21 protein-coding genes are annotated in these 20,520 nt (G+C 69.4%); 7 read left to right on the plus strand and 14 right to left on the minus strand.

Going from position 1 to position 20,520, the window contains the following annotated elements:
* Positions 1-201 precede the first annotated feature (201 nt).
* From HMPREF2924_RS09215 to HMPREF2924_RS09230, 4 genes are all read right to left on the minus strand, one after another.
* Complete coding sequence (locus HMPREF2924_RS09215) at positions 202-1,188, minus strand: FecR family protein (RefSeq protein ID WP_023094567.1); 987 nt, start codon at positions 1,186-1,188, stop codon at positions 202-204.
* A gap of 64 nt (positions 1,189-1,252) precedes the next feature.
* Positions 1,253-1,768 carry an RNA polymerase sigma factor gene (locus HMPREF2924_RS09220; RefSeq protein ID WP_003107536.1) on the minus strand — a complete coding sequence of 172 codons (516 nt, stop codon included), beginning with the start codon at positions 1,766-1,768 and terminating at the stop codon, positions 1,253-1,255.
* A gap of 76 nt (positions 1,769-1,844) precedes the next feature.
* Positions 1,845-2,063, minus strand: coding sequence for a hypothetical protein (locus HMPREF2924_RS09225; protein WP_003112066.1), 219 nt, complete (start codon positions 2,061-2,063; stop codon positions 1,845-1,847).
* A gap of 119 nt (positions 2,064-2,182) precedes the next feature.
* Complete coding sequence (locus HMPREF2924_RS09230) at positions 2,183-2,452, minus strand: DUF2790 domain-containing protein (RefSeq protein ID WP_003091850.1); 270 nt, start codon at positions 2,450-2,452, stop codon at positions 2,183-2,185.
* Between the two features lie 209 nt (positions 2,453-2,661).
* Here HMPREF2924_RS09230 and HMPREF2924_RS09235 point away from each other — a divergent pair, with 209 nt between their 5' ends.
* The 3 genes from HMPREF2924_RS09235 to HMPREF2924_RS09245 all read left to right on the plus strand — a co-directional run bounded on the left by HMPREF2924_RS09235 (position 2,662) and on the right by HMPREF2924_RS09245 (position 4,040).
* Positions 2,662-2,928: a YebG family protein gene (locus HMPREF2924_RS09235; protein WP_003091854.1), complete on the plus strand. Its 267-nt coding sequence runs from the start codon at positions 2,662-2,664 to the stop codon at positions 2,926-2,928.
* A 35-nt stretch (positions 2,929-2,963) separates the two neighbouring features.
* A complete protein-coding gene (locus HMPREF2924_RS09240; RefSeq protein ID WP_003130212.1) occupies positions 2,964-3,548 on the plus strand; it encodes a hypothetical protein in 585 nt (194 codons plus the stop codon).
* Positions 3,549-3,641: 93 nt separating this feature from the next.
* Positions 3,642-4,040: a DUF2809 domain-containing protein gene (locus tag HMPREF2924_RS09245; RefSeq protein WP_003107529.1), complete on the plus strand. Its 399-nt coding sequence runs from the start codon at positions 3,642-3,644 to the stop codon at positions 4,038-4,040.
* On the opposite strand, the gene HMPREF2924_RS09250 is transcribed toward HMPREF2924_RS09245, so the two are convergent.
* The 4 genes from HMPREF2924_RS09250 to HMPREF2924_RS09265 form a co-directional block, all read right to left on the minus strand.
* Positions 4,041-5,153, minus strand: a complete 1,113-nt coding sequence (locus tag HMPREF2924_RS09250) for a dihydrolipoamide acetyltransferase family protein (protein ID WP_003130210.1) — start codon at positions 5,151-5,153, stop codon at positions 4,041-4,043. It abuts the gene before it with no gap.
* Positions 5,154-5,170: 17 nt separating this feature from the next.
* The gene (locus HMPREF2924_RS09255) at positions 5,171-6,172 is read right to left on the minus strand and encodes an alpha-ketoacid dehydrogenase subunit beta (protein ID WP_003091856.1); all 1,002 of its coding nucleotides are present in this window, start codon (positions 6,170-6,172) and stop codon (positions 5,171-5,173) included.
* Positions 6,165-7,262, minus strand: a complete 1,098-nt coding sequence (gene pdhA, locus HMPREF2924_RS09260; RefSeq protein ID WP_003091858.1) for a pyruvate dehydrogenase (acetyl-transferring) E1 component subunit alpha — start codon at positions 7,260-7,262, stop codon at positions 6,165-6,167. Before pdhA ends, HMPREF2924_RS09255 begins: the two co-directional genes overlap by 8 nt.
* Positions 7,263-7,403: 141 nt before the next feature.
* Complete coding sequence (locus tag HMPREF2924_RS09265; protein ID WP_003091859.1) at positions 7,404-8,429, minus strand: Leu/Phe/Val dehydrogenase; 1,026 nt, start codon at positions 8,427-8,429, stop codon at positions 7,404-7,406.
* 245 nt (positions 8,430-8,674) lie between these two features.
* Here HMPREF2924_RS09265 and HMPREF2924_RS09270 point away from each other — a divergent pair, with 245 nt between their 5' ends.
* Positions 8,675-9,487: a SirB1 family protein gene (locus tag HMPREF2924_RS09270; RefSeq protein WP_003091860.1), complete on the plus strand. Its 813-nt coding sequence runs from the start codon at positions 8,675-8,677 to the stop codon at positions 9,485-9,487.
* A gap of 6 nt (positions 9,488-9,493) precedes the next feature.
* Here HMPREF2924_RS09270 and HMPREF2924_RS09275 read toward each other — a convergent pair whose 3' ends face one another.
* From HMPREF2924_RS09275 to HMPREF2924_RS09285, 3 genes are all read right to left on the minus strand, one after another.
* Complete coding sequence (locus tag HMPREF2924_RS09275; RefSeq protein ID WP_023094566.1) at positions 9,494-11,977, minus strand: LuxR C-terminal-related transcriptional regulator; 2,484 nt, start codon at positions 11,975-11,977, stop codon at positions 9,494-9,496.
* A gap of 149 nt (positions 11,978-12,126) precedes the next feature.
* Complete coding sequence (locus HMPREF2924_RS09280) at positions 12,127-13,497, minus strand: DUF1329 domain-containing protein (RefSeq protein WP_003091862.1); 1,371 nt, start codon at positions 13,495-13,497, stop codon at positions 12,127-12,129.
* 56 nt (positions 13,498-13,553) lie between these two features.
* On the minus strand, positions 13,554-15,311 hold the full coding sequence (locus HMPREF2924_RS09285) for a DUF1302 domain-containing protein (protein WP_003102337.1): 1,758 nt from the start codon (positions 15,309-15,311) through the stop codon (positions 13,554-13,556).
* Between the two features lie 284 nt (positions 15,312-15,595).
* Between HMPREF2924_RS09285 and HMPREF2924_RS09290 the strand changes: the two genes are divergently transcribed.
* From HMPREF2924_RS09290 to HMPREF2924_RS09300, 3 genes are all read left to right on the plus strand, one after another.
* Entirely contained in the window at positions 15,596-16,339 is a 744-nt protein-coding gene (locus HMPREF2924_RS09290) for an AraC family transcriptional regulator (RefSeq protein WP_083325381.1), read from the plus strand.
* 90 nt (positions 16,340-16,429) lie between these two features.
* The gene (locus tag HMPREF2924_RS09295; RefSeq protein WP_003130200.1) at positions 16,430-17,836 is read left to right on the plus strand and encodes an NAD(P)/FAD-dependent oxidoreductase; all 1,407 of its coding nucleotides are present in this window, start codon (positions 16,430-16,432) and stop codon (positions 17,834-17,836) included.
* 34 nt (positions 17,837-17,870) lie between these two features.
* A complete protein-coding gene (locus HMPREF2924_RS09300) occupies positions 17,871-18,215 on the plus strand; it encodes a cupin domain-containing protein (RefSeq protein WP_003130198.1) in 345 nt (114 codons plus the stop codon).
* Positions 18,216-18,234: 19 nt separating this feature from the next.
* Here the strand turns inward: HMPREF2924_RS09300 and HMPREF2924_RS09305 are convergent, their stop codons facing one another.
* The 3 genes from HMPREF2924_RS09305 to HMPREF2924_RS09315 form a co-directional block, all read right to left on the minus strand.
* Complete coding sequence (locus HMPREF2924_RS09305; RefSeq protein ID WP_003091874.1) at positions 18,235-19,005, minus strand: crotonase/enoyl-CoA hydratase family protein; 771 nt, start codon at positions 19,003-19,005, stop codon at positions 18,235-18,237.
* Positions 19,006-19,121: 116 nt separating this feature from the next.
* A complete protein-coding gene (locus HMPREF2924_RS09310) occupies positions 19,122-20,033 on the minus strand; it encodes an SDR family oxidoreductase (protein WP_003111019.1) in 912 nt (303 codons plus the stop codon).
* A gap of 115 nt (positions 20,034-20,148) precedes the next feature.
* A complete protein-coding gene (locus HMPREF2924_RS09315; RefSeq protein WP_003111018.1) occupies positions 20,149-20,442 on the minus strand; it encodes a hypothetical protein in 294 nt (97 codons plus the stop codon).
* Positions 20,443-20,520 lie beyond the last annotated feature (78 nt).

Genomic DNA, 20,520 nt, shown 5'->3' on the forward strand with positions numbered 1-20,520 from the left:
TACACTCCATCGTTTTTGTGTAATAAGAATCAGTCTCGTTAAGAGAACGATGGAGGCAGGGAAAGTCAGTAACGGAAATCGAGAAAATTTTTCGCCGGCGGGATCCACGGCTCGAAAATGCGCTTCCCGGCCCCTGCCGGAACAAGCGCGCGGGGCGACTGCCCGGCCCGTGGTCGAGGCTCTCGGAAGCGATCGCGCCGCTCAGTAAAGCAGCGTCACTCCCGCCAGGCCCAGGCTGCGCACGCCCAGCTCATCGCTGATCGACTGCAACGAGGCCTCCAGGTCGGCGACCCGGAATACCCCGCTGACCCGCCGCTGCGCCAACGCACCGGGAGCCACCAGCAAATGCCCCGGCCGGTAGTGATTGAGGCGCGCCACCACCTCGCCCAGCGGCTGCTCGTCGAAGACCAGCAGGCCGCGCCGCCAACTGGTCAGGTCGTCGAGGCGACCGCCCAGCGGCGCCTCGACGCCGCCCTCCGCGCTGTAGCGCAGGCTCTCGCCCTCGCCCAGCTCGCGGCGCCCGACGGTCCCCGTGCGCGGATGCGCCAGGGCCACCGCGACGCGGTGTTCGAGCACCCCGACCTGGACGCTGCCGTCGTCGTTGCGGCTGACCAGGAACCGAGTGCCCAGCGCGCGAGTGCTGCCGCCGGCGCTTTCCACCACGAAGGGCCGGGTCTCCCGGCCCGCGCGTGGGGCGGCGCGGAAGATCGCGCTGCCTTCGAGCAGGCGCACCCGTCGCTCGCGGCTGTCGTAGGCGACATCGATGGCGCTCTGTGCGTCCAGCTCGACCTCGCTGCCATCCACCAGCCGCAGGATGCGCACCTCGCCCTTGCCGGTGGCGTGGTCGGCCAGCCAGCTCACGCCGGCGTCGCGTTCGTTCCAGGCGCTGCCCAGGGCCAGCAGCACCGCCGCCGCCGCGGCCCAGCCGCGCCAGCCCTTGCGCCGCCCCCCGGCGCGGCGCGGCGCGCTGGCGACCGGCGTCTGAACCATCGTCTGCGGTTCGGCCAGCAATCCCAGCTGTTTCCAGGTCCGTTGCGCCAGCGCCAGCGCGGCCGGGTGCCGGGGGTCGGCCGCCAGCCAGCCGTCCAGCGCTTCGCGCCGGGACCGGTCGAGGTCGCCGCCGTCCAGGCGGATCGCCCATTCGGCGGCCTGCTGGCGGATCTGCTGTTGTTCCTGGGGGCTGTTCACGTGCGGCTCTCGTTGGTCGTTATAGAGGTTCAGACGCGCGAACCGGCAAGACTCGGTAATCCATTCAGCGGGAATCCTCGAGTGCCTGCATCACATGGGCCAGGGCGCGGGCCAGGTGCTTCTGCACCGAGCTATCGGAGATTTCCAGGCGTCTCGCCACCTCGGCATGGGTCAGCCCCTCCAGACGGTTGAGGCGGAAGATCTCACGGGTGCGCGGCGGCAGTTCGGCGACTATCTCGCGCAGGCGGGCAAGCGCATCGGCATCCACCGCGGACTCCTCGGGGCCGGGCTGGTCGGCGACGAACCCGGCGAGGTCGTCGTTGGGGCGGGTCTCGGTGCGGCGCCGCCGTTCCTGCCGGTAATGGTCGATGGTGAGGTTGTGCGCGGTGCGGTAGAGATAGGCGTCGACATGCTCGATCGGCTCCTTGTGCCGCTGCTCGGCCAGGCGCAGGAAGCTCTCCTGCGCCAGGTCCGCCGCCAGGTGCGGATCGCGGGTCTTGCGCAACAGATACGACTGCAACTGCCGCGCATGCCTGAGAAACAGTGCCTTGAGATCCTGCTCCGCCAACGGCGCATCCACCCACGTCCTTTCAGAAGGGCAGCAGCATATTTTTTATGATAATGATTTTCAATCGTATTATTGTGAGATGCCGGGCTCAGCCGAACACCGAGCCGCCGCCGAGGTAGGCCAGGCCCGCGCCAAAGGCCGCCAGCGCCAGCGGCGGGCGCATCGGCGCGTCGTTGATGGCGAAGGCCAGTTGCGCCAGCGGAAACAGCAGCAGGCAGAGCAATGCGCAGGGGATCGAACGGCGGCCGCCGCTGGCCACGGACCAGACATAGCCGATGAGCAGGAGGGCGAAACCGAGGTCTTGCATGCCGGGCATCCTTGCGGGGCGGAAGGTATGCGCCGCGCAACGGGCGGCAGGCGCGCAACCTTAGCAGAAGCGCGGGAGCCGAGGAAAACCCGGCGCGGCCCGTGCCGCGCCGGGTTCGCTCAATTGCCGCTGCAACCGCTGCCCCAGGCCTTGTACTCGACGGTATGCCGCTCGCCCTGCGAGTCCTCGTAGACCAGGCGCGCCGGGACGATCCCACAGGCGCTCCACAGGTCGGTCTTGTAGATCACCCGGGCGATGTCCAGGCGCCCTTCCACGTAATGCTGGCGGAGCGATTTCGAGTCCGGGTTGGGTCCGTAGGGCTGCTGCTGCGCCTGGGCCAGCGGCGCCAGGCCGAGCAGCGCGACAAGTGCCAACGGGATCACTCTCATGAGGATGTCTCCTTGGTAGAACGTTCAGCCTGAAACTACGCTGCGGAGACTGTCAGGCTCATGAGCCCGGCGTGACATTTCTGTCAGACGACGACCGCCCCGGCAATGCGCCAGCAATCCTGGCGCTATCCACGGACGGCAAGACGCCATATACTGTATGGATAACCAGTCAAAGCAACCTTGCGACTCAGAAGGCACAGAGGTGATGAATGGCCGTCGAAGTGGTGTACCGCAGCAGCCGGGATCAGGAGCGTTTGTTCATGGACAAGGCTGAAGCCGATCGTTACGACAAGATGCTGGAGCTGGCGGAAACGCTGGCCGAGGTGCTGCAGAAGGCGGTGCCGTCGCTGAAGGAGGAACAGGTGGAAGAACTCGGCATCTTCATGGCGAAGAACCGCGACGCCTTCGCCCGCGCCTTCAAGAACCAGCCGGACGCCCTCAACGAACTGTTCGAGGAAAACGCCGCGGACGAATGAGCCGCCGCTGCAAGCAAAGCGCAAGGAGCCGAAACATGCCGCGACAACTTGCCGGCCTGCTGTGCGTCCTCCTCGGCCTCACCGGCGCCCCTGCCCTCGCCTGCCCGTTCCGGGCCACGGACGCCGAGACACCGGCAGCCTCTGCCGGCGCCGCGCAGGTCCTGGCCCTGGGCGGCACCGGCAGACTGCAACTCGACCTGCAACGGGCCCCCGCCACCCTGCTGCACAGCGGCGACCTGCTGATTGCCCGCTACGCCGAGGGTCATTACCTCGCCCACCGCCTGCTCGAAGGCAACGAGATGGGCGCGGACGAGGGCGAACGGCTCGACCTTCCGCGACAGGTTCGCCTGCTCTTCGGAGCCCTGCCGCTGGACGGCCTGCCCGACGCCGAGCGCGAGCGTCTCCAGGCGCAGCGCCAGGCCCTCGGCCTGTGCGACCGGCGCGCCAGCGTCAGCCGCTACCGCGTGGCCGGCACCGAGGTCTATCGCCTGCGCGGCAGCCAGGCCGGCAAGCCCTACCACGCGCTCTACCTGCTCGACGGTCCCCAGGTGCACTACCTCGACAGCTCCGGCAGCGACGCCTTCATCGAGCAGTTGCTCGCCAGCCTGCGACGCCGCTGAGTCCGCGCGGCGCTTGTCCGACCCGCGCCCGGCTTGCCGGAAACCGGCGCTTGCCGTACAACGCCCGGCAGCCCCATCGACCAGGAAGGTCCCATGCCCGCTCTCCCCGCCTCTCCCGTCCGCTCCCGACGCTGGCGCCTGGACCGGCGCAGCCTGCTGCTGGCACTGCTGCTGTTCGGCCTGCTGGTCCTGCTCGCCACCCTGGGCCGGCATTGGGGCTGGATACGCAGCTTCGGCGGCGACCTGCTGGCGGTGGTCTGGCTCTACTACCTGATGGGCAGCGCGCTCAGGGCGCCGGCCGCCTGGCTGGCATCCGCCGCCTTTGCCGTCGGCGCGCTGCTGGAACTGGGCCAGTACCTGGCGGCGCAACTGCATTGGCAATTCTCCAGCCCCGTGCTGCGCATCGTTCTCGGCAGCACCGCCGACGGCTTCGACCTGCTCGCCTATGCCCTCGGCGCGCTGCTGGCATGGTGGCTGGAGCGCCGGCGCTGATCAGCCGTCGGGCTGCTCCAGGGCGTTCACCAGTACCTTGAGGAAACGCGCCGCCTCGCCACCGGTGGCGGCGCGGTGATCGAAGGTCAGCGAGAGCGGCAGGATCGGGTGGATCGCCATCTCGCCGCGCCAGGCCACTACTTCGTCGCGGATGCCGCCGGCGCCGAGGATGGCCACCTGCGGCGGCACCACCACGGGGTTGGCGTAGCGGCCGAACAGGGTGCCGAAGTTGGATAGGGTCAGGGTCGCGCCGAGCATTTCCGCCGGCGGGATCGAGCGTACCTGGACGTCTTCGCGCAGGCGCCGCATACCGGCGCGCAGGTCCTCCGCCGAACGCGCACCGACGTCGCGCAGCACCGGCACGAACAGGCCGTCCGGGGTGTCCACGGCGATCCCCAGGTCGAGCCGCTCATGCAGTTTCAGCGACAACGAGGCGCCATCGAACCAGGCGTTGAGGGTCGGCTCGGCGCGACAGGCCTCGGCCAGCGCCTGGGCCAGGCGGATCAACGGGTCGCGTGCGGTCTTCCAGCGATGCAGGTCGGCGTCGCCGTAGATCGTCACCGGCACCACCTCGGCATGCGAGCGCGCCATGTTCAGCGCCATGCTCCGCCGTACCCCGCGCAAGCGCTCGCCGCCGAAGCGTTCGCGGGCGCCCTGGGCGGCGGCCTCGACGTCGGCGCGGGTGATCAGGCCATCCGGGCCGGAGCCGCTCAGGCCGGCCAACTCGACGCCCTGCTGGCGGGCGAACTGGCGCACCGCCGGGGTCGCGCGCGGTGCCAGGTGCTCGCGGGTGGACGGTGCGGCGCCGATGAAGAAACGGTCCTCCAGGGCGCTACCGCCGCCCTCCAGGCGCCCCACCACGGTACCGGCGTCCGCCTCCTCGCCCTCGAAGCCCACCAGCGGTTCGCCGACGTGGAGGATGTCGCCCTCGGCGCCGAACAGCTTGCCCACCACCCCGTCGTAGGGCGCGGGGATGTCCACCAGCGCCTTGGCGGTTTCCACCGAGACCAGGCGCTGGTCGGCGCGCACGCTGTCGCCGGCCTTGACGTGCCATTCGACGATTTCCGCTTCCTGCAGGCCCTCGCCCAGGTCGGGCAGCTTGAAGTGCTTCATGGTCGTCTCCCCTCGGCTCAGGCGTAGCCGAGCACGGTGTCGCAGGCCGCCAGGATGTCCTCCACGGCGGGCATGTACAGCGCTTCCAGGCGGTACAGCGGCGGCGGGATATCGGCCGCGGCGACCCGCTGGATCGGCGCCCGCAGATCGAACAGGACGCGCTCGTAGAGGCTCGCGGCGATTTCCCCGCCAAGGCCGCCGCTCTTCGGCGCCTCATGGACGATCACGCAGCGACCGGTCTTGCGCACCGAAGCTTCGAGGGTGTCGAGGTCGAGCGGCTTGAGGCAGGCGACGTCGATCACTTCGGCCTCGATGCCGCGCTGCGCCAGGCGCTCGGCGGCCTGCAGGGTCTCGTGGACGCTGGCGCCCCAGCTGACCAGGGTCAGGTCGCCGCCTTCGCGGAGGGTGAAGCAACTGTCCAGCGGCAGGCGCCGGGCGTCGTCCGCCAGCGGCTGCGGGTTCATCCGGTAGAGCCGGGTCGGTTCGAGGAAGATCACCGGATCGGGATCGTCGATCGCCGCCAGGAGCAGGCCGTAGGCCCGCGCCGGCGACGACGGCACCAGCACGCGGACGCCGGGGATGTGCGCGAACATCGCCTCGGTCGCCTCGCTGTGGTGCTCCGGCGCGCGGATTCCCGCGCCCATCGGCGTGCGCAGCACCAACGGGCAGGCCAGGCGGCCGCGGGTGCGATTGCGCAGGCGGCTGGCATGGGACACCAGTTGCTCCATGGCGGCGTAGATGAAGCCCATGAACTGGATCTCCATCACCGGCTTCAGGCCCTGGGCGGCCATGCCGATGGACAGCCCGGCGATCATGTTCTCCGCCAGCGGCGTATCCAGCACCCGCTTGAAGCCGAAGCGCTCGCGCAGGCCGAGGGTGGCGCGAAACACCCCGCCGTTGACCCCGACGTCTTCGCCCAGCACCACCACCGCCTCGTCCTCGGCCATGGCCCGGTGCAACGCCAGGTTGACCGCCTCCAGAAGGGCCAGGCGTTTCGCTTCGCCGTTGCGCTCATTCATGTTCGGCCCCTCCCTGCCGCCGCGCGGCGCGTTCCAGCAATTGCTCGCGCTGCTCCTCCAGGGCCGCCGGCCAGCGCGCGTAGACATGCTCGAACAGTGCCTGCGGCGCCTGCGCGGCGAACGTCTCGAAACGCTCCACCGCCTCCTGCACCCGCGCCTGGCACTCGCCCACCAGCGCCTGCTCGCGCTCCTCGTCCCACTGGCCGCGGCCGGCGAGGAAGGCGCGCAGGCGCTTGATCGGCTCCTCGCGCCAGGCCTGGTTGACCTCCTCGGCGGAACGGTAGCGGCTGGCGTCGTCGGCCGTGGTGTGGTCGCAGAGGCGATAGCTGATGCACTCCAGCAGGGTCGGCCCCTTGCCCTGGCGCGCGCGCTCCAGGGCCGCGCGGACGCGTTCGGCGACCGCCAGCACGTCGTTGCCGTCCACCTGTTCGCCGGGGAAGCCGGCACCCACCGCCTTCTCCGCCAGGGTCGGCGCGCCGCACTGGATGCGCCGCGGCACCGAGATCGCCCACTGGTTGTTGTTGACCACGAAGAGCACCGGCAACTGCCAGGCGCCCGCCACGTTCAGCGCCTCGAGGAAATCGCCCTTGCTGGTGGCGCCGTCGCCGCAGGTGGTCACCGCCACCCGGTGTTCGCCGCGGATGCGGAACGCCGAGGCGACCCCGCAGGCATGCAGGGCCTGGGTGGCGATCGGCACGCAAATGGGAAAGTCCTGCGCCGCCAGCGGTTCGGCGTAGTCGCTGCCGCGCTCGTCGCCGCCCCAGTAGAGGAGGATGTCCTCCATGCGCACGCCGCGCATCAATTGCACGGCGGTATCGCGGTAATAAGGCACCAGCACGTCCTCGGCGCGCATCTGGCTGCCGATGGCCACGCCGATGGCTTCCTGGCCGAGGGTTGGCGCATAGGTGCCGATCCGCCCGGTACGCTGGAGGGCCACCGCCTTCTGGTCGAACAGGCGGGTCAGGAGCATCTGCCGGTAGAGGCCGACCAGCGCATCGCTGTCGCCGGCCCAGGCGGGCAACTCGCCGAGGGGCCGACCGTCGCTGTCGAGGTAGCGGGTGAAAGGCGGGTCGATCCGGTTGTGAACCATCGCAAACCTCCTCCGCACGCCGGGTAGGCGTGCCGCTCAGGGTCGCGCCGCGGGTGGCGGCGTGCACGCGCGGCGCGGCGGGGGTGGCCCGCACTGCCGCTGGCGAGGCCCGCTGGCGGCCTCGCCGGAAACGCCGGCCCGTCACTGCGGGCCGTAGAGAATCCGTTCCGCCAGACGGTCGGCGATCCGCGCCGGCGACTGGTGGTCGGCCTGGGCATGGGCATAGATCTCGGTGAGCCGCGCGGGAATCCGCGCCAGGTGCGCGGTGATGCTGTGCGGATCGGCGCCGCGGTGCTTGAGGGCGACGTAGATCAGGCCGCCGGAGTTGATCACGTAGTCCGGCGCATAGAGGATGCCGCGCGCCTCCAGCTCGTCGGCGACCTCCGGCCGCTCCAACTGGTTGTTCGCCGCCCCGGCCACCGCCGCGCAGCGCAACTGGCTGACGCTCTGGCTGGTGAGCACGCCGCCCAGGCCGCAGGGCGCGAGGATGTCGCAAGGGGTGGAGAGCAATGCCTCCGGCGCCAGCGGATGGGCACCGAGCTGCTCGACGGCCAGTTGCACCCGGCCGGGATCGAGGTCGCAGACCAGCAGCTCGGCGCCGACCGCCGCCAGTTGCTCGGCCAATGCGTAGCCGACGTGGCCGAGCCCCTGCACCGCGACCCGCAGGCCTTCCAGGTCGTCGCTGCCGAGGCGCGCCTGGGCGCTGGCGCGAATCCCGGCGAACACGCCGAGGGCGGTATGCGGCGAGGGGTCGCCGGCCTGGGTGGTGCTGGTGACGTGGCGGGTCTGCTGGGCGATGCAGTCCATGTCGGCGCTGGAGGTACCGCTGTCCACCGCAGTGATGTAGCGTCCGCCGAGGCTTTCGATGAAGCGCCCGAAGGCCTCGAACAGCGCGCCGCGATTGTCCAGGTGCGGCGGGCGGATGATCACCGCCTTGCCGCCGCCCTGCTCCAGCCCGGCCAGGGCCGCCTTGTAGCTCATGCCCTGGGCCAGGCGGATGGCGTCGCCGATGGCGGCTTCGTCGTTGGGGTAAGGCAGGTAGCGACAACCACCCAGCGCCGGGCCGAGTCGCGTGCTGTGGATGGCGATAATGGCCTTGAGTCCCGTGGCCGGGTCTTGGGCGAGGTGGAGACCCTCGAGCCGGGCCGCGTCCATCATGTCGAACATGCTGGGGCTCCCCTGCTTGCTGCTTGTTGTCCGGGCCGGGCCGTTGCCGCCCGGCACCTTCAGTATAGGCAGGCGTCGGCGAAACGCCCGCAAGGCCGACGACCAGGCGGCGGCGCTCGCCGAGCCGGGTACTGGACGAAGCTTCGGCGGACGGTTACAACCTTGGGGTCCGCCCGCTCGAAACCGGCCCCGGCGTGCTCCGAACGGCCCGTCCGCAGCGATCCAGGCGCACCAGGAGGAAAGCCATGGACCCGCGTCAAGCCTGCCTCGATTGTCTCGCCCAGGAACCGCCAGCGCTGTTCGAGGCGGCCCTGTGGATCGCCGCGGAGCACCTCCCGGCGTATTCGCCCGCCCACGCCCTGCGCGAGCTCGACGAACTCGTCCGGCAGATCGGCGCGAGCCTGGACGACCGCGCCTCGGCCAGCGAGCGCGCCCAGGGGTTGCTGCGGCGAATGAGCGAACAGGGTTTCTGCGAGGACGACGACTTCCCCCTGCAACCGCGCTCGGCCCTGCTTCCGCTGGTACTGCAGCGGCGCCAGGGACAGCCGTTGTCGCTGGCGCTGGTGGCCATGGAACTGGCGCGGCGGCTGGACATTCCGCTGGTCGGAGTGAACTTCCCGGGACGCTTCCTGCTGCGCGTGCCGCAGGCCGACCATCTGCTCGACCCGGCCACCGGACGGCGCCTCTATCCCACCGACTGCCGCGAACTGCTGCTGCGCCTGCAGGGGCCGAAGAGCGAGCTGCAAGCCGCCTACCTGAAGCAGGCCTCTCCCGGGGAAATCCTCCAGCGTCTGTCGCGCAACCTGCGACAACTGCACAGCGCCGCCGGCGAGCCGCTGGCCGCGCTGAAGGATGCCCAGCGGGTGATCGAACTCGGCCCGGTGGGCGCCGCCGACCACGAGGCCCGCGCCGGCCTCTATCGGCAACTGGATTGCCCGCAGGCGGAACGCTACGACCTGGAACGCGCGCTCTTGCTCAGCGACGATCCCACCGAGCAACTGCGCCTCGGCCAGCGCCTGGGCGAACTCGCCCCGCCGACCGGCCGCGCCCTGCACTGAGGCCGCTCAGGCGAGCAGGCCGAGGGCCTTGGCCCGCGCCACCGCCTGGGTCCGGCGGGCCACCCCGAGCTTGCCGTTGATCCGCCGGGCGTGGGTCTTCACCGTGTGCAGGGAAATGAACAGTTGCTCGCCGATCTCCTGGTTGGAACAGCCCTGGGCGATCAGGCCGAGCACCGCCAGCTCCCGGCAACTGAGCGGACTGAGCCCCTCCTCTTCTTCCCCCGGCAGGGCGGCGAACAGTTGCGGCTGGCGATCCCGCAGTCGCCGCTGCGGCAGTTGCAGGCCTAGCCGCTCCGCCAGCTCCAGGCCGCTGCGCAGGGTTTGCTGGGCCTGGGGCAATTGTCCGGAGAGGAACTGGCACTCGGCGATACCCATGCGCACTTCGCAGAGCAGCGTCTGCCGCCCCTGCGCCTCGAGAATGGCGAGCAGCCCGCGCAGCCGCGCTTCGGCGGCGGCAGCCTCACCGCTGTAGAGTTCGGCCAGCGCCAATTGGTGCTCTACCCGCGCTTCCAGCTCCGGTTCGGAGGGCGGCGACAGGCGCGCCCGTCCCGGCTGGAAGTAGGCGCGGACCCGCAGCAGGATCTCCCGCGCCTGCGCCGGCCTTCCCTGCTGCAGGGTCAGGGCGGAGCTGACCAGCAGCAGCGCGCCGCGATACAGCGGATCGGGGACATGGCGCTGCTGCATCAGCCGCTCGACCTCCAGCAGGCGGTTGAACGCCGCGTCCAGGTCGCCCTGCCCGGCTTCCAGCAAGGCCAGTCCCAGGTAGCCGTAGAGCGCCCAGGGATCGAGATTCTCCCGTGCCTGCTCCAGGCCCAGCCGATACCAGTGCCCGGCCTCGACCTCGCGGCCCTGCTGCAGGCACAGGCGCGCGCGGCGCAGGGCGATCCGGCCGAGCATCGGGCTGCCCTGCTGGCCGAGGTCCTCCAGGTAGCGCTGGGCGCGATCGAGGACGCCTTCCGCGCGCAGCAGTTCGCCGCGCTGCTCCAGCCACTGCGCCCGCTCCAGTTCGATCAACGCCTCGAAGATCAGGCTGTCGTGCTCGCGCGCCAGGCGCAAGGCATCGCGGCCGATCAACCGCGCCTGGTCCATCCGCCCCTCGATCATCGCCAGTTGCATCAGCGCCGAGCGGCAGATCAGTCCCTGCGACCAGGCGTCCTCCGGCAGTTGCTCCAGCGCCTCGCGCAGGTAGTCGGCGGCGCCGCGCTCGCCGCGGCAGTGCAGGAGGATCCCGAACAAGCCCTGCCATTGCGCCAGCAGCACCCGCTGGCGGGACGCCGAGGGCATCGGCAGGAAGCGCGCCAACTGGCCGATGCAGTCCTCGGCTTCGGCCAGGCGTCCGGCGTAGAGCAGCGTCCAGGCATTCAGGATCACCAGGCGCGGCGTGCTGGCCAGCAGCGCCGCCGGCAGTTCGTCGCGCAGGGCCAGGACCATGCCGATGTTGTGGCCGTGCAGCAATTGCTCCTCGGTGAGCTTCTGCAACAATCCGGCGGCGGTTTCCGGTTCGTCGGCGGCCAGCGCCTGGTCGACCGCCTCGCGGGTCTCGCCGTGTTCGGCGAACCATTCGCAGGCTTCCCGGTGGAAGTCCCGCTGCGGGCGCTGCGGCGCTTCGCGCCAGGCCTCGCGGATCGCCGGCGGCAGGCTGTAGCGCTGGTTCGTATCGGCCAGCAGGGGGAAGCCCCGCGCCAACAGGTCGTCCAGCCCGTGGGGCAGTTCCTCGAACAGCCGGCGGAACAGCTCCGGACCGACTTGCGGCAGCCAGGCCAGGGCACGCGCGGCGTCGGCCAGCGGCGGCGGCAGCTCGTCGAGCAACTCGTGCTGGAGGTATTCCTGCAACAACGGTCCGGCCGTCTCTTCGCCGACCAGCAGGCGCAAGCGCAACGCGGCGCACCAACCGCCGCTGCGTTCCAGCAGTGCCCCGGCCGTAGCGGCATCGGCGCTGCGCCCGTGCAGGCGGAGCAGTTCGGCGACCTCGTCGGCATCGAACGCCAGCAGGCCGCCGTCGACCTCCAGCAACTCCCCTTCCAGCAGCAACCGCGCCAGGTTGCACTGCGGCCGCCGCCGGCTCGCCAGCCACCAGCCCACCCGTGGCGAGGCCGCGCTCAACAGGCGATCGAGGCAGGCGTCGAGGGCGGAGTCGGGGTGCCGTGGGTAATCGTCGAGCAGCAGCCACAGCGCGGAAGCGTTACGCAGCCGCCGGCACAGCTGCGCTTCGTCGCTGTCCTCGGCCAAGCCGAGGGCGCCGGCCAGGCGGCGGCGGAAGGTCGCGGGGTCCAGCGCTTCCCCGCCCAGCGCCAGCCAGACCACCTGCACGCCAGGCGGCGCCCGCCGCGCGCATTCTCCGAGGAGGACGGTCTTGCCGCTGCCGGCGGGCGCGCAGAGCAGTCGCAGGCGGCATTCGCCGCGCAGCAGCGGCTGGTGCAAACGGGGCCGCGGCAGGTGCTGCGGCGGCAGCCGCGGCAAGGCGGCGGGCAGCTCGGTCGGCTCGGTCATGGCAGTGCTCTTGTTCTGTCGAAGCGCCTTGCCGGGAGCCTAGACCGCGCCTGCCCCGCTGCTGAACGATGATTGCGCCGGGTGATGGGCCGTCATAACGAACGAGCGCGTCGGCACAAGCCGCCACGCTCGTCGCGACTGGCCGGGACTCAGCGTACCCCGGCGTTGCGCAGGGCGGCCGGCGTGTAGTCGGCGGACGAGGCCTTGAAGCCGAACTCGTAGCCGCGCTTCTCCTCGTTGTTCATGCCCAGCGCCAGGTAGCGACCGGCGATCACGTCGTAGAGCGCCTCCAGGGTGTAGCCGGCGACCTTCTGGTCGTAGTGGTACTGCGCGTGGCCCTCGCCGACCCGCCAGAGCTGGCCGCGACCGTCGTAGTGGTCGACCAGGGCGATCTGCCAGCTGTCCTCGTCGATGTACATGTGGCGCTTGGCGTAGATGTGCCGCTCGCCCGGCTTCACCGTGCCGACCACTTCCCACACCCGGTGCAGCTCGTAGCGGGTCAGGTCCTGGTTGATGTGCCCGGCCTTGATGATGTCGCCGTACTTCAGGGTCGGGTCGTTGAGCTTGTAGGCGTTGTAGGGGATGTACATCTCGCGCTTGCCGACCAGCTTCCAGTCGTAGCGGTCCGGGGCGCCGGAGAACATGTCGAAGTTATCCGAGGTGCGCAGGCCGTCGGCGGCGGTGCCCGGGCCATCGTAGGCCACCTGCGGGGCGCGCCGCACGCGGCGCTGGCCGGCGTTGTAGACCCAGGCCAGGCGCGGCTCCTTGACCTGGTCGAGGGTCTCGTGGACCAGCAGCACGTTGCCCGCCAGGCGCGCCGGCGCGGTCACCTGCTGCTTGAAGAAGGTGAGGATGTTGGCCGCCTTGCTCTGGTCGAGGTCGGGCATGTTCTGCGGGAACGCCACCGACTCCTCGAAGCGGATCGGCGTGAAGCTGCCGTTGGTCTGCGGGGTGGCCTGGACGATGATGCGCTTGAGGTTGCCGCCGCGGTAGCGGGTGATGTGGTTCCAGAGCACTTCGACGCCGTTCTTCGGGATCGGGAAGGCGTAGTAGCGGCTCTTCTCGAAATTCGACAGGCCGTTGCCGTCGTTGATCGGCTGCACGTTCAGCGCGCTCTGCTTGACCGCCTCGTCGATCTCGGCCGGCAGGGCCACCGTGCGATGGGTCTTGTACACCGGGATCCGGTAGGTCTCGGGGTAGCGCTTGAACATCGCCAACTGGCCGTCGGAGAGCTTGTCCTTGTATTGCTCGACGTTCTGCGCGGTGATGGTGAACAGCGGCTTCTCGTCGGCAAAGGGATCGGAAAGGAAGCCCTTGCCGTCGACCTTGCCGGCGCTGGCCGCAAGGCCGCCGGTCCAGGCCGGGATGCTGCCGTCGGCGTTGCCTTCCTTCTGCGCGCCGATGGGGGTCAGGCTGCTGCCGAGCTTGGCGGCCTCGTCGGGCGAAACCGCCGCCGTCACCGAACCGGCCAGCAGGCTGAGGGCCAGCGCCCCGGAGGACAGGAGTCGTGCTGTTTTCATGCGTCGTTATCCTTGTTCGTATCCGCGAAAGCGGCCGCCCCGAGGGGCGGCGGACCTCAGAAGTTCACCCCGAAGCTCACCGCGAGGAAGTCGCGGTCGTTGATCGGGTTGTAGTTGCCGCCGAAGAAGTCGGTGTAGCTGATGCTGGCGGTATAGGTGTTCTGGTAGTCGGCATCGAGGCCGACGCTGACGGCCTTGGCGCCCTCGCTGAAGTTCGGCCCGTAGCCCTCGACGTCGTGCGACCAGGCCAGGTTCGGCTTCAGGTTGACCCCGGCGAACACGTTGGGATATTCGAGGATCCCGCGCAGGCGGTAGCCCCACGAGTTGCGGGTGTAGAAACCGTGGCTGTTGCACTCCTGCGGGTTGGCCACGTTGAGCGCGCCGGTGCACAAGGCGTTGTTCGGCAGTTCGCCGATGCCGTAGATGGCGTCGCGGCCGTAGCGCAGGTCGTCGCCGTCGACCCCGCTGAGGTGGTTGTAGCCGACTTCGCCGACCACGGTCAGGCGGTCGGCCGCCAGTACCCGGTCGAAGAACTGGGTGACGGTCACCTGTGCTTGGGTCACCGGCTTGCGCACGTAGCCGTTGATCACCTCGCCGGCGCGCGGGGTGGCGAAGCCGCTGTCGTAGATCGGGTTGCCGAACAGGGTGGTCGGGTAGATCGCGGCGATCGACATGTCGGTGCTGTTGATTTGTAGCGGCATGTTCGGCCGGTAGCTCAGCTCGCCGGCCACCGAGGTGCTGCCGATGTTGGTCTGGAAGCTCAGGCCGTAGAGGCGGATGTCCTCGGGATAGTCGATGAAGTAATAGCCGGTGGAGCGCCCGGTGACCGGGTCGGAGGTGGCCAGGCCGTTGCCGGCGATCACACTGTAGTACGGGTTGCGACTGTGGTAGTTCATCGCGTACAGGCCGAACTCGGTGTCGTTCAGCTCCGCCGCGTACCAACGCAGGGCCAGGCCCCACTGGCCGCTGTCGCGGGCATCGCGATCGCCGGCGCGCGGCAGGTAGCGGTAGCCGTTGGCCGGGTTCGGGTCGAAGTCGCTGCCGGCATAGACCATCCGCTCGCAGCCATCGGCGACCACGTCGGTGGTGGAGAAGAAGGTGCCGCAGTTGTCGATCACCGTCTGGTCCCATTCCAGTTGGTAGAAGCCTTCGACGGTCAGCGCGTCGCTGATGCCCTGGGACAGGTAGAGCATGTTCACCGGGATCAGGCCTTCCTTGATCTCCGCGCCGGGCCGGCGGAACGCGGCGACGTCCATCGGGTTGATGCTGTTGATCGAGTTCTGGATGAACGTGCTCTCGCCCCAGCTCACCACCTGCTTGCCGACCCGCACGCTGCCGGGCAGGTCGCCGATGCTGTAGTTGTGGTAGAGGAAGGCATCGAGCAGCTGCGCCCCGGAGGACTTGGCGCCCTCCTTGCGGTTGTGGTCGTCGATGTCGTAGAGCAGGCGGTGTTCGTCCTTCAGCTCGAAGTCGTACCAGTACTTGCCACGGAAGAACGCGCCGGTGTCGCCGTACTTGAGTTCGAGATCGTGGATGCCCTTGAAGATCTTCGAGAAGGTTTCGCCCTTCTTGAAGTTGAGCCGGCCGTCGTCGGAGGTCTGCGACGAGGCGTGGCCGCCGTTGCGGGTGCCGATGTAGTCCTTGTCGGCGGAACGCATGGACCAGCTGGCCCCCACCGACAGCGACGAGTCGAATTGCCCTTCGATCTCCCCGATGTTGAATGACACGGCCGAGGCCTGGGTGGCGCAACCCAGGGCTGTGGCCGCAGCGAGTGCGTGCAGAGGGAAGATTCCGCGCCTTTTTGTTGTTGTCATGCGGCTCTCCTGACAGGGTCGAGGTGGCTACACCCTACCCAGCGGCCCGAACGGCGGTAAGCGCACCAAGGAGGTATTCCGGCTGTCGCCCGAAAGAGTGAACAGGGGCCCTGGAAAGCGCCTCGGCGAACGCCATATGCAGGATGGATACGCCGTCATCCAGTGCATGGATGACGGCGCGGCACTGTTCCGCCGGCGGCGGCGATGGCATCCTTCGCTGCATGCAGCCCGAACAGTCCATTCCCGCCGACCGCGACCTCGCCGACGCCACCCGCGAGACGGTCATGCGTTATCACCTCAGCTGGAAGCACCGCGACATCGACGCGGTGATGGCGCTCTATCATCCCGAGGTCGAATACAACGACATCTTCCAGAACCGCCGGATGCGCCTGGCCGATCTTCGCGAGTACGTCGAGGCGACCATGCCCAAGGGCCCCGACGAGTCGCTGGAGCACACCGACCGTATCCGCTTCGACGGCGATACCGCCTTCATCCAGTACCGCCTGCGGGTGACCCTCAGCGGCCGCCTGGCTTCGTTCCGCGCCAGCGAGGCGATCACCGTGCGCGACGGCCTGATCTGGCGCATCAACGAATACGCCTCGCTGGTCCACGAAAGCGGCGGCGGAGCCCAGGCCGGCGGCGACGGCCGGCCGCCGGCCAGCCGCCTGGGGCTTTCGGCCAAGCAGCTGAGCCTGCTGGCGCGCGACCTGGAGCACTACTTCCAGCAGGCCCAGCCCTATCTCGATCCGGACCTGGACCTGACCCAGGTGGCCAACGCCACCGGTTATACGCGCAACCAGATTTCCTACCTGCTCAACCAGGTGCTCGGCCTGAGCTTCTACCAGTACGTCAACCAGACCCGCCTGCAACACCTGCTCGGCCAGCTTTCCGGCGAGCTGCCCGGACGGGTCGACGAACTGGCCTTCGCCGCCGGCTTCAATTCGCTGTCGGCCTTCTACCGCTGCTTCCGCCAGCACACCGGCCAGTCTCCGCGCGAATACCTGAAGCGCCTGTCGTCGCGCCGCTGAGATTTCCCAGCGGACCCGCGCGCACGACAGGCGCACGGCATCTTCCTACTCTCGCCGCATTCCCCTTTCCCTCTCGCGATGGAGCCCTCTATGTCGGCCTGGCGCCACCTCAGCCTGTGGATGAATCAACTGGACGATGCGCTCGAAGCGCGCCCGTCCCTGGAAGAATCCCTCGAGGTCGACGTGGCCATCGTCGGCGCCGGCTACACCGGCCTCTGGACCGCCTATTACCTGAAGCGCCGGGCGCCGCAGTTGCGCGTCGCCATCGTCGAGGCAGAAACCGCCGGCTTCGGCGCCTCGGGACGCAACGGCGGCTGGCTGATGGGCAACCTGCTCGGCGAGGACGGCCTGCTCGCCGGCTTGCCGCCGGAGCGGCGCCGGGCCGGCTACGACCTGCTGCACGGGATTCCCGACGAAGTCGCGCGGGTGCTGCAAGAGGAAGGCATCGACTGCGACTACCGCAAGGGCGGCGTGCTCTACTGCGCGGCGCGCTACCCGGAACAGGAACGCCGCCTGCGCGCCTATCTGCATGATCTCTATGCCGAAGGCCTGGACGAAAGCGACTACCGCTGGCTGACGCCGCAGGAACTCGACCAGCAGTTGCGCATCCCCGGCAGCTACGGGGCGATCCATTCGCCGCACTGCGCCACCATCCAGCCGGCCAGGCTCGCGCGCGGCCTGGCCCGCGCGGTGGAGCGCCTGGGCGTGCGGCTGTTCGAGAAGAGCCGGGTGCTGCACTGGCAACGCGGCCTGCTGCGCACCGAGCGCGGCGAACTGCGCGCCGAATGGATCGTGCCGGCGGTGGAAGGCTACGCCGCCAGCCTGCCGCCGCTGGGCCACTACCAGTTGCCGGTGCAGAGTCTGCTGGTGGCCACCGAGCCGCTGCCGTCGTCGGTCTGGGCGGAGATCGGCCTGGAGCGCGGCCAGGCCTTCAGCGAATTCAGCCGCCAGGTCACCTATGGCCAGCGCACCGCCGACGACCGCCTGGCCTTCGGCGCGCGGGGCGGCTACCGCTTCGGCGGCAAGCTGCGCAGCGACTTCAGCCTCGACGACGAGGAAGTCGGCCTGCGTCGCTACCTGTTCGGCGAACTCTTCCCGCTGCTCAAGGACGCCAGGATCAGCCACACCTGGGGCGGCAACCTCGGCATGGCCCGGCGCTTCCGCCCGCACATGCTGCTCGACCGCGCCAGTGGCATCGCCCTCTCCGGCGGCTACGGCGGCGAAGGGGTCGGCGCCAGCAACCTCGGCGGCCGCACCCTGGCCGCGCTGATCCTCGGTGAGGACAGCGAGCTGCTGCGGCAGCCCTGGGTGCTGGGCGAGCGTCCGCTGGAAAGCCTGGCCCGCTGGGAACCGGAACCCTGCCGCTGGCTCGGCTACAACGCGATCATCCGCAGTTTCGTCCATGAGGACCGGGTCCTTGCCGACCCGCACAGCGCGCCCTGGCGCCGCAGCCTGGCGCAAACCCTCGCGGCCGGCATGGAAAGCCTGATGCGCTGAGAATCCCCTCCACCTCCCACAGAGGAAAAACCGCATGGCCTTGATCCTTCTGAAAAATACCGCCGGCGCCGATCTTGGCGCCGCCAGCCCGGTCGCGGTGCCGCTTGGCGAGCCGGTCGCGCAGACCCGCGCCTACGCCGTGGAGCGCACCGACCAGGTGGAAACCGGCATCTGGGAATGCACCCCCGGACGCTGGCGGCGGCAGATCGTCGAGCAGGAGTTCTGCCACTTCCTGCAAGGCCGCTGCACCTTCACCCCGGACGGTGGCGAGACCATCCGCATCGAGGCCGGCGATGCCCTGCTGCTGCCGGAGAACAGTCTCGGCGTGTGGGATGTGCAGGAAACCGTGCGCAAGAGCTACGTGATCATCCACCGCTAGCCCGGGCGGCGCGACGGCGTCACTCGAAGCGCCCGTGGCGCCCCTCGCCGTCCTTGAAGCGCTGCGCGCCCTCCAGGGTCTCGCCGCTCTCGATCACCGCCAGCCCGCCCTGGAATTCGTTGGCCAGGGCCACGTCGAAGGACAGTTCCCACTGCGCATATACGCTGGCGCGGTCGGCGAGCATGCAGGTCTGCGGGAAGGCGGCGAGTTCCGCCGCCAGCTCCTCGGCCTCGGCTCGCGCCGAACCGCTCGGCACCACCCGGTTGGCCAGGCCGATCTGCAACGCTTCGTCGGCCTTCACCGGACGCCCGGTGAGGATCAGGTCGAGCGCCCGGCCCTGCCCGACGATCCGCGGCAGGCGCACGCTGCCGCCATCGATCAGCGGCACCCCGAAACGCCGGCAGAACACTCCGCAGATGGCGTCCTCGGCCATCACCCGCAGGTCGGCGAGCAGCGCCAGCTCCAGCCCGCCGGCCACCGCATAGCCTTCGATGGCGGCGATCAGCGGCTTGCCGAGCTGCATGCGGCTCGGCCCCATCGGCCCGTCGCCCTCCGCCTCCAGACGATTGCGCCGCTCGCCATCCTCGGCTACCGCCGCCAGGTCGGCGCCGGCGCAGAAATTGCCGCCGCTGCCGGTGAGTACCGCGACCCGCGCCGTATCGTCCGCTTCGAACTCGCGCAGGGCGTCGGCCAGGGCCTGGGCGGTCGGCCGGTCCACCGCATTGCGCCGCTCCGGGCGAGCGATGACCAGGGTGGTGACCGGGCCGTTGCGTTCGACGATGACACTCATGACAGACTCCCTGCGGAAAAAGCGAAAAAAGACACCGGCCGGATGGCAGAAGACCGGCGTCAGCCGGTCTTCACCTTAGTCCTTTTCCCGCGGCCGCGCCGCATCCGCCGGGCGTCTCAGAGCGCGTGCTTCTGCAGGTTGGCCATCATTTCACGGAGCGCCTCGACGTTGTCCGCCGGGTGCGCGGCGTTCTCGAAGTCGCAGATCTGCTGCCAGTGCGCGGCCACGTCCTCGGCATCGAAGCCGGCCTTCGGATCGAAGCCGAAGCCCAGGCTGCGCTCCCAGCGCACCTTGCCGATCCAGCCACCGCCGACCTCATAGAGCCCCGAGGTATCCTCGCAGGCCGAGCTGCCAAGGTAGACCACCAGCGGGCTGACCAGCTCCGGCTTGAGCTGCTCGAAGACCTGCGGCGGGATCAGCCCCTCGGTCATCCGCGTACCGCCGGTGGGGGCGATGGCGTTGACCAGGATATTGTTCTTGCGCCCTTCCAGGGCCAGGGTGCGGGTCAGGCCGTAGAGGCCGAGCTTGGCCATGCCGTAGTTGCTCTGGCCGAAGTTGCCGTAGATGCCCGAGGTCGAGGAGGTGAACACCACCCGCCCGTAGGCCTGCTCGCGCAAGTGCGGCCAGGCGGCGCGAGTGACCTTGTAGGCGCCTTCGACATGCACCTGGTAGACCAGGTCCCAGTCGGCGTCCTCCATCTTGTGGAAGGTTTTGTCACGCAGGATGCCGGCATTGTTGACCACCACGTCGACGCGGCCGAAGGCGTCCAGCGCGTTCTCCACGATCCTGCCGCCGTCCGTGACCGAGTCGTGGTTGGCCACCGCGGTGCCGCCGGCGGCACGGATCTCCGCCACCACCTTGTCCGCCGCCGAGGCACTGGCGCCTTCGCCATGGGTGCTGCCGCCGAGGTCGTTGACCACCACCCTGGCGCCATGCTTCGCGAACAGCAGGGCATGGGCGCGGCCAAGGCCGCCGCCGGCTCCGGTGACGATCACGACTTGGTCGTCGAAACGCAGGGCATCGCTCATGTTCGGGACTCCAGGGCAGTAGGAAGGATTGCCCGAGTGTCGGCCAGCCCGCCGGCGGGGACAAGGCTTCGCGCCGCCATGAATGGCGCCCGATAAGGCAGCGGGATGTTCCGCTTCAGTCGAACGGAATGTACAGCCGGCCACGCGGGCCGAGCTTGAACAGCCACCAGTCGTAGTTGTGCCGGACCACCACCAGCAGCAGGCTGCCGAGCAACGCGAGGCCGGCGCCGACGGCGTACCAGCGACTGCCTTCCTGCCAGCACAGGTAGCCGAGCCCGAGCGCCAGCAGCAGGCCGAGTTCGGCGAGGACCATCCCGGACTGGCGGATGAACGGCTGCGCCTGCACCATCTGGCGGAACAACCAGGAGCCCTCGTCGAACACGCGCAAGGGAGAAACGGGATCGTGCATGGAGACCTCCATGAGTGACGAAACGCCTCGTCCAGCGAGGCGCCAGCACCCTAGCCCCGATCCTTGCGCGATGGCACT

Origin of the sequence: Pseudomonas sp. HMSC063H08, from assembly GCF_001813645.1 — a bacterium.
Taxonomy (GTDB): Bacteria; Pseudomonadota; Gammaproteobacteria; order Pseudomonadales; family Pseudomonadaceae; genus Pseudomonas; species Pseudomonas aeruginosa.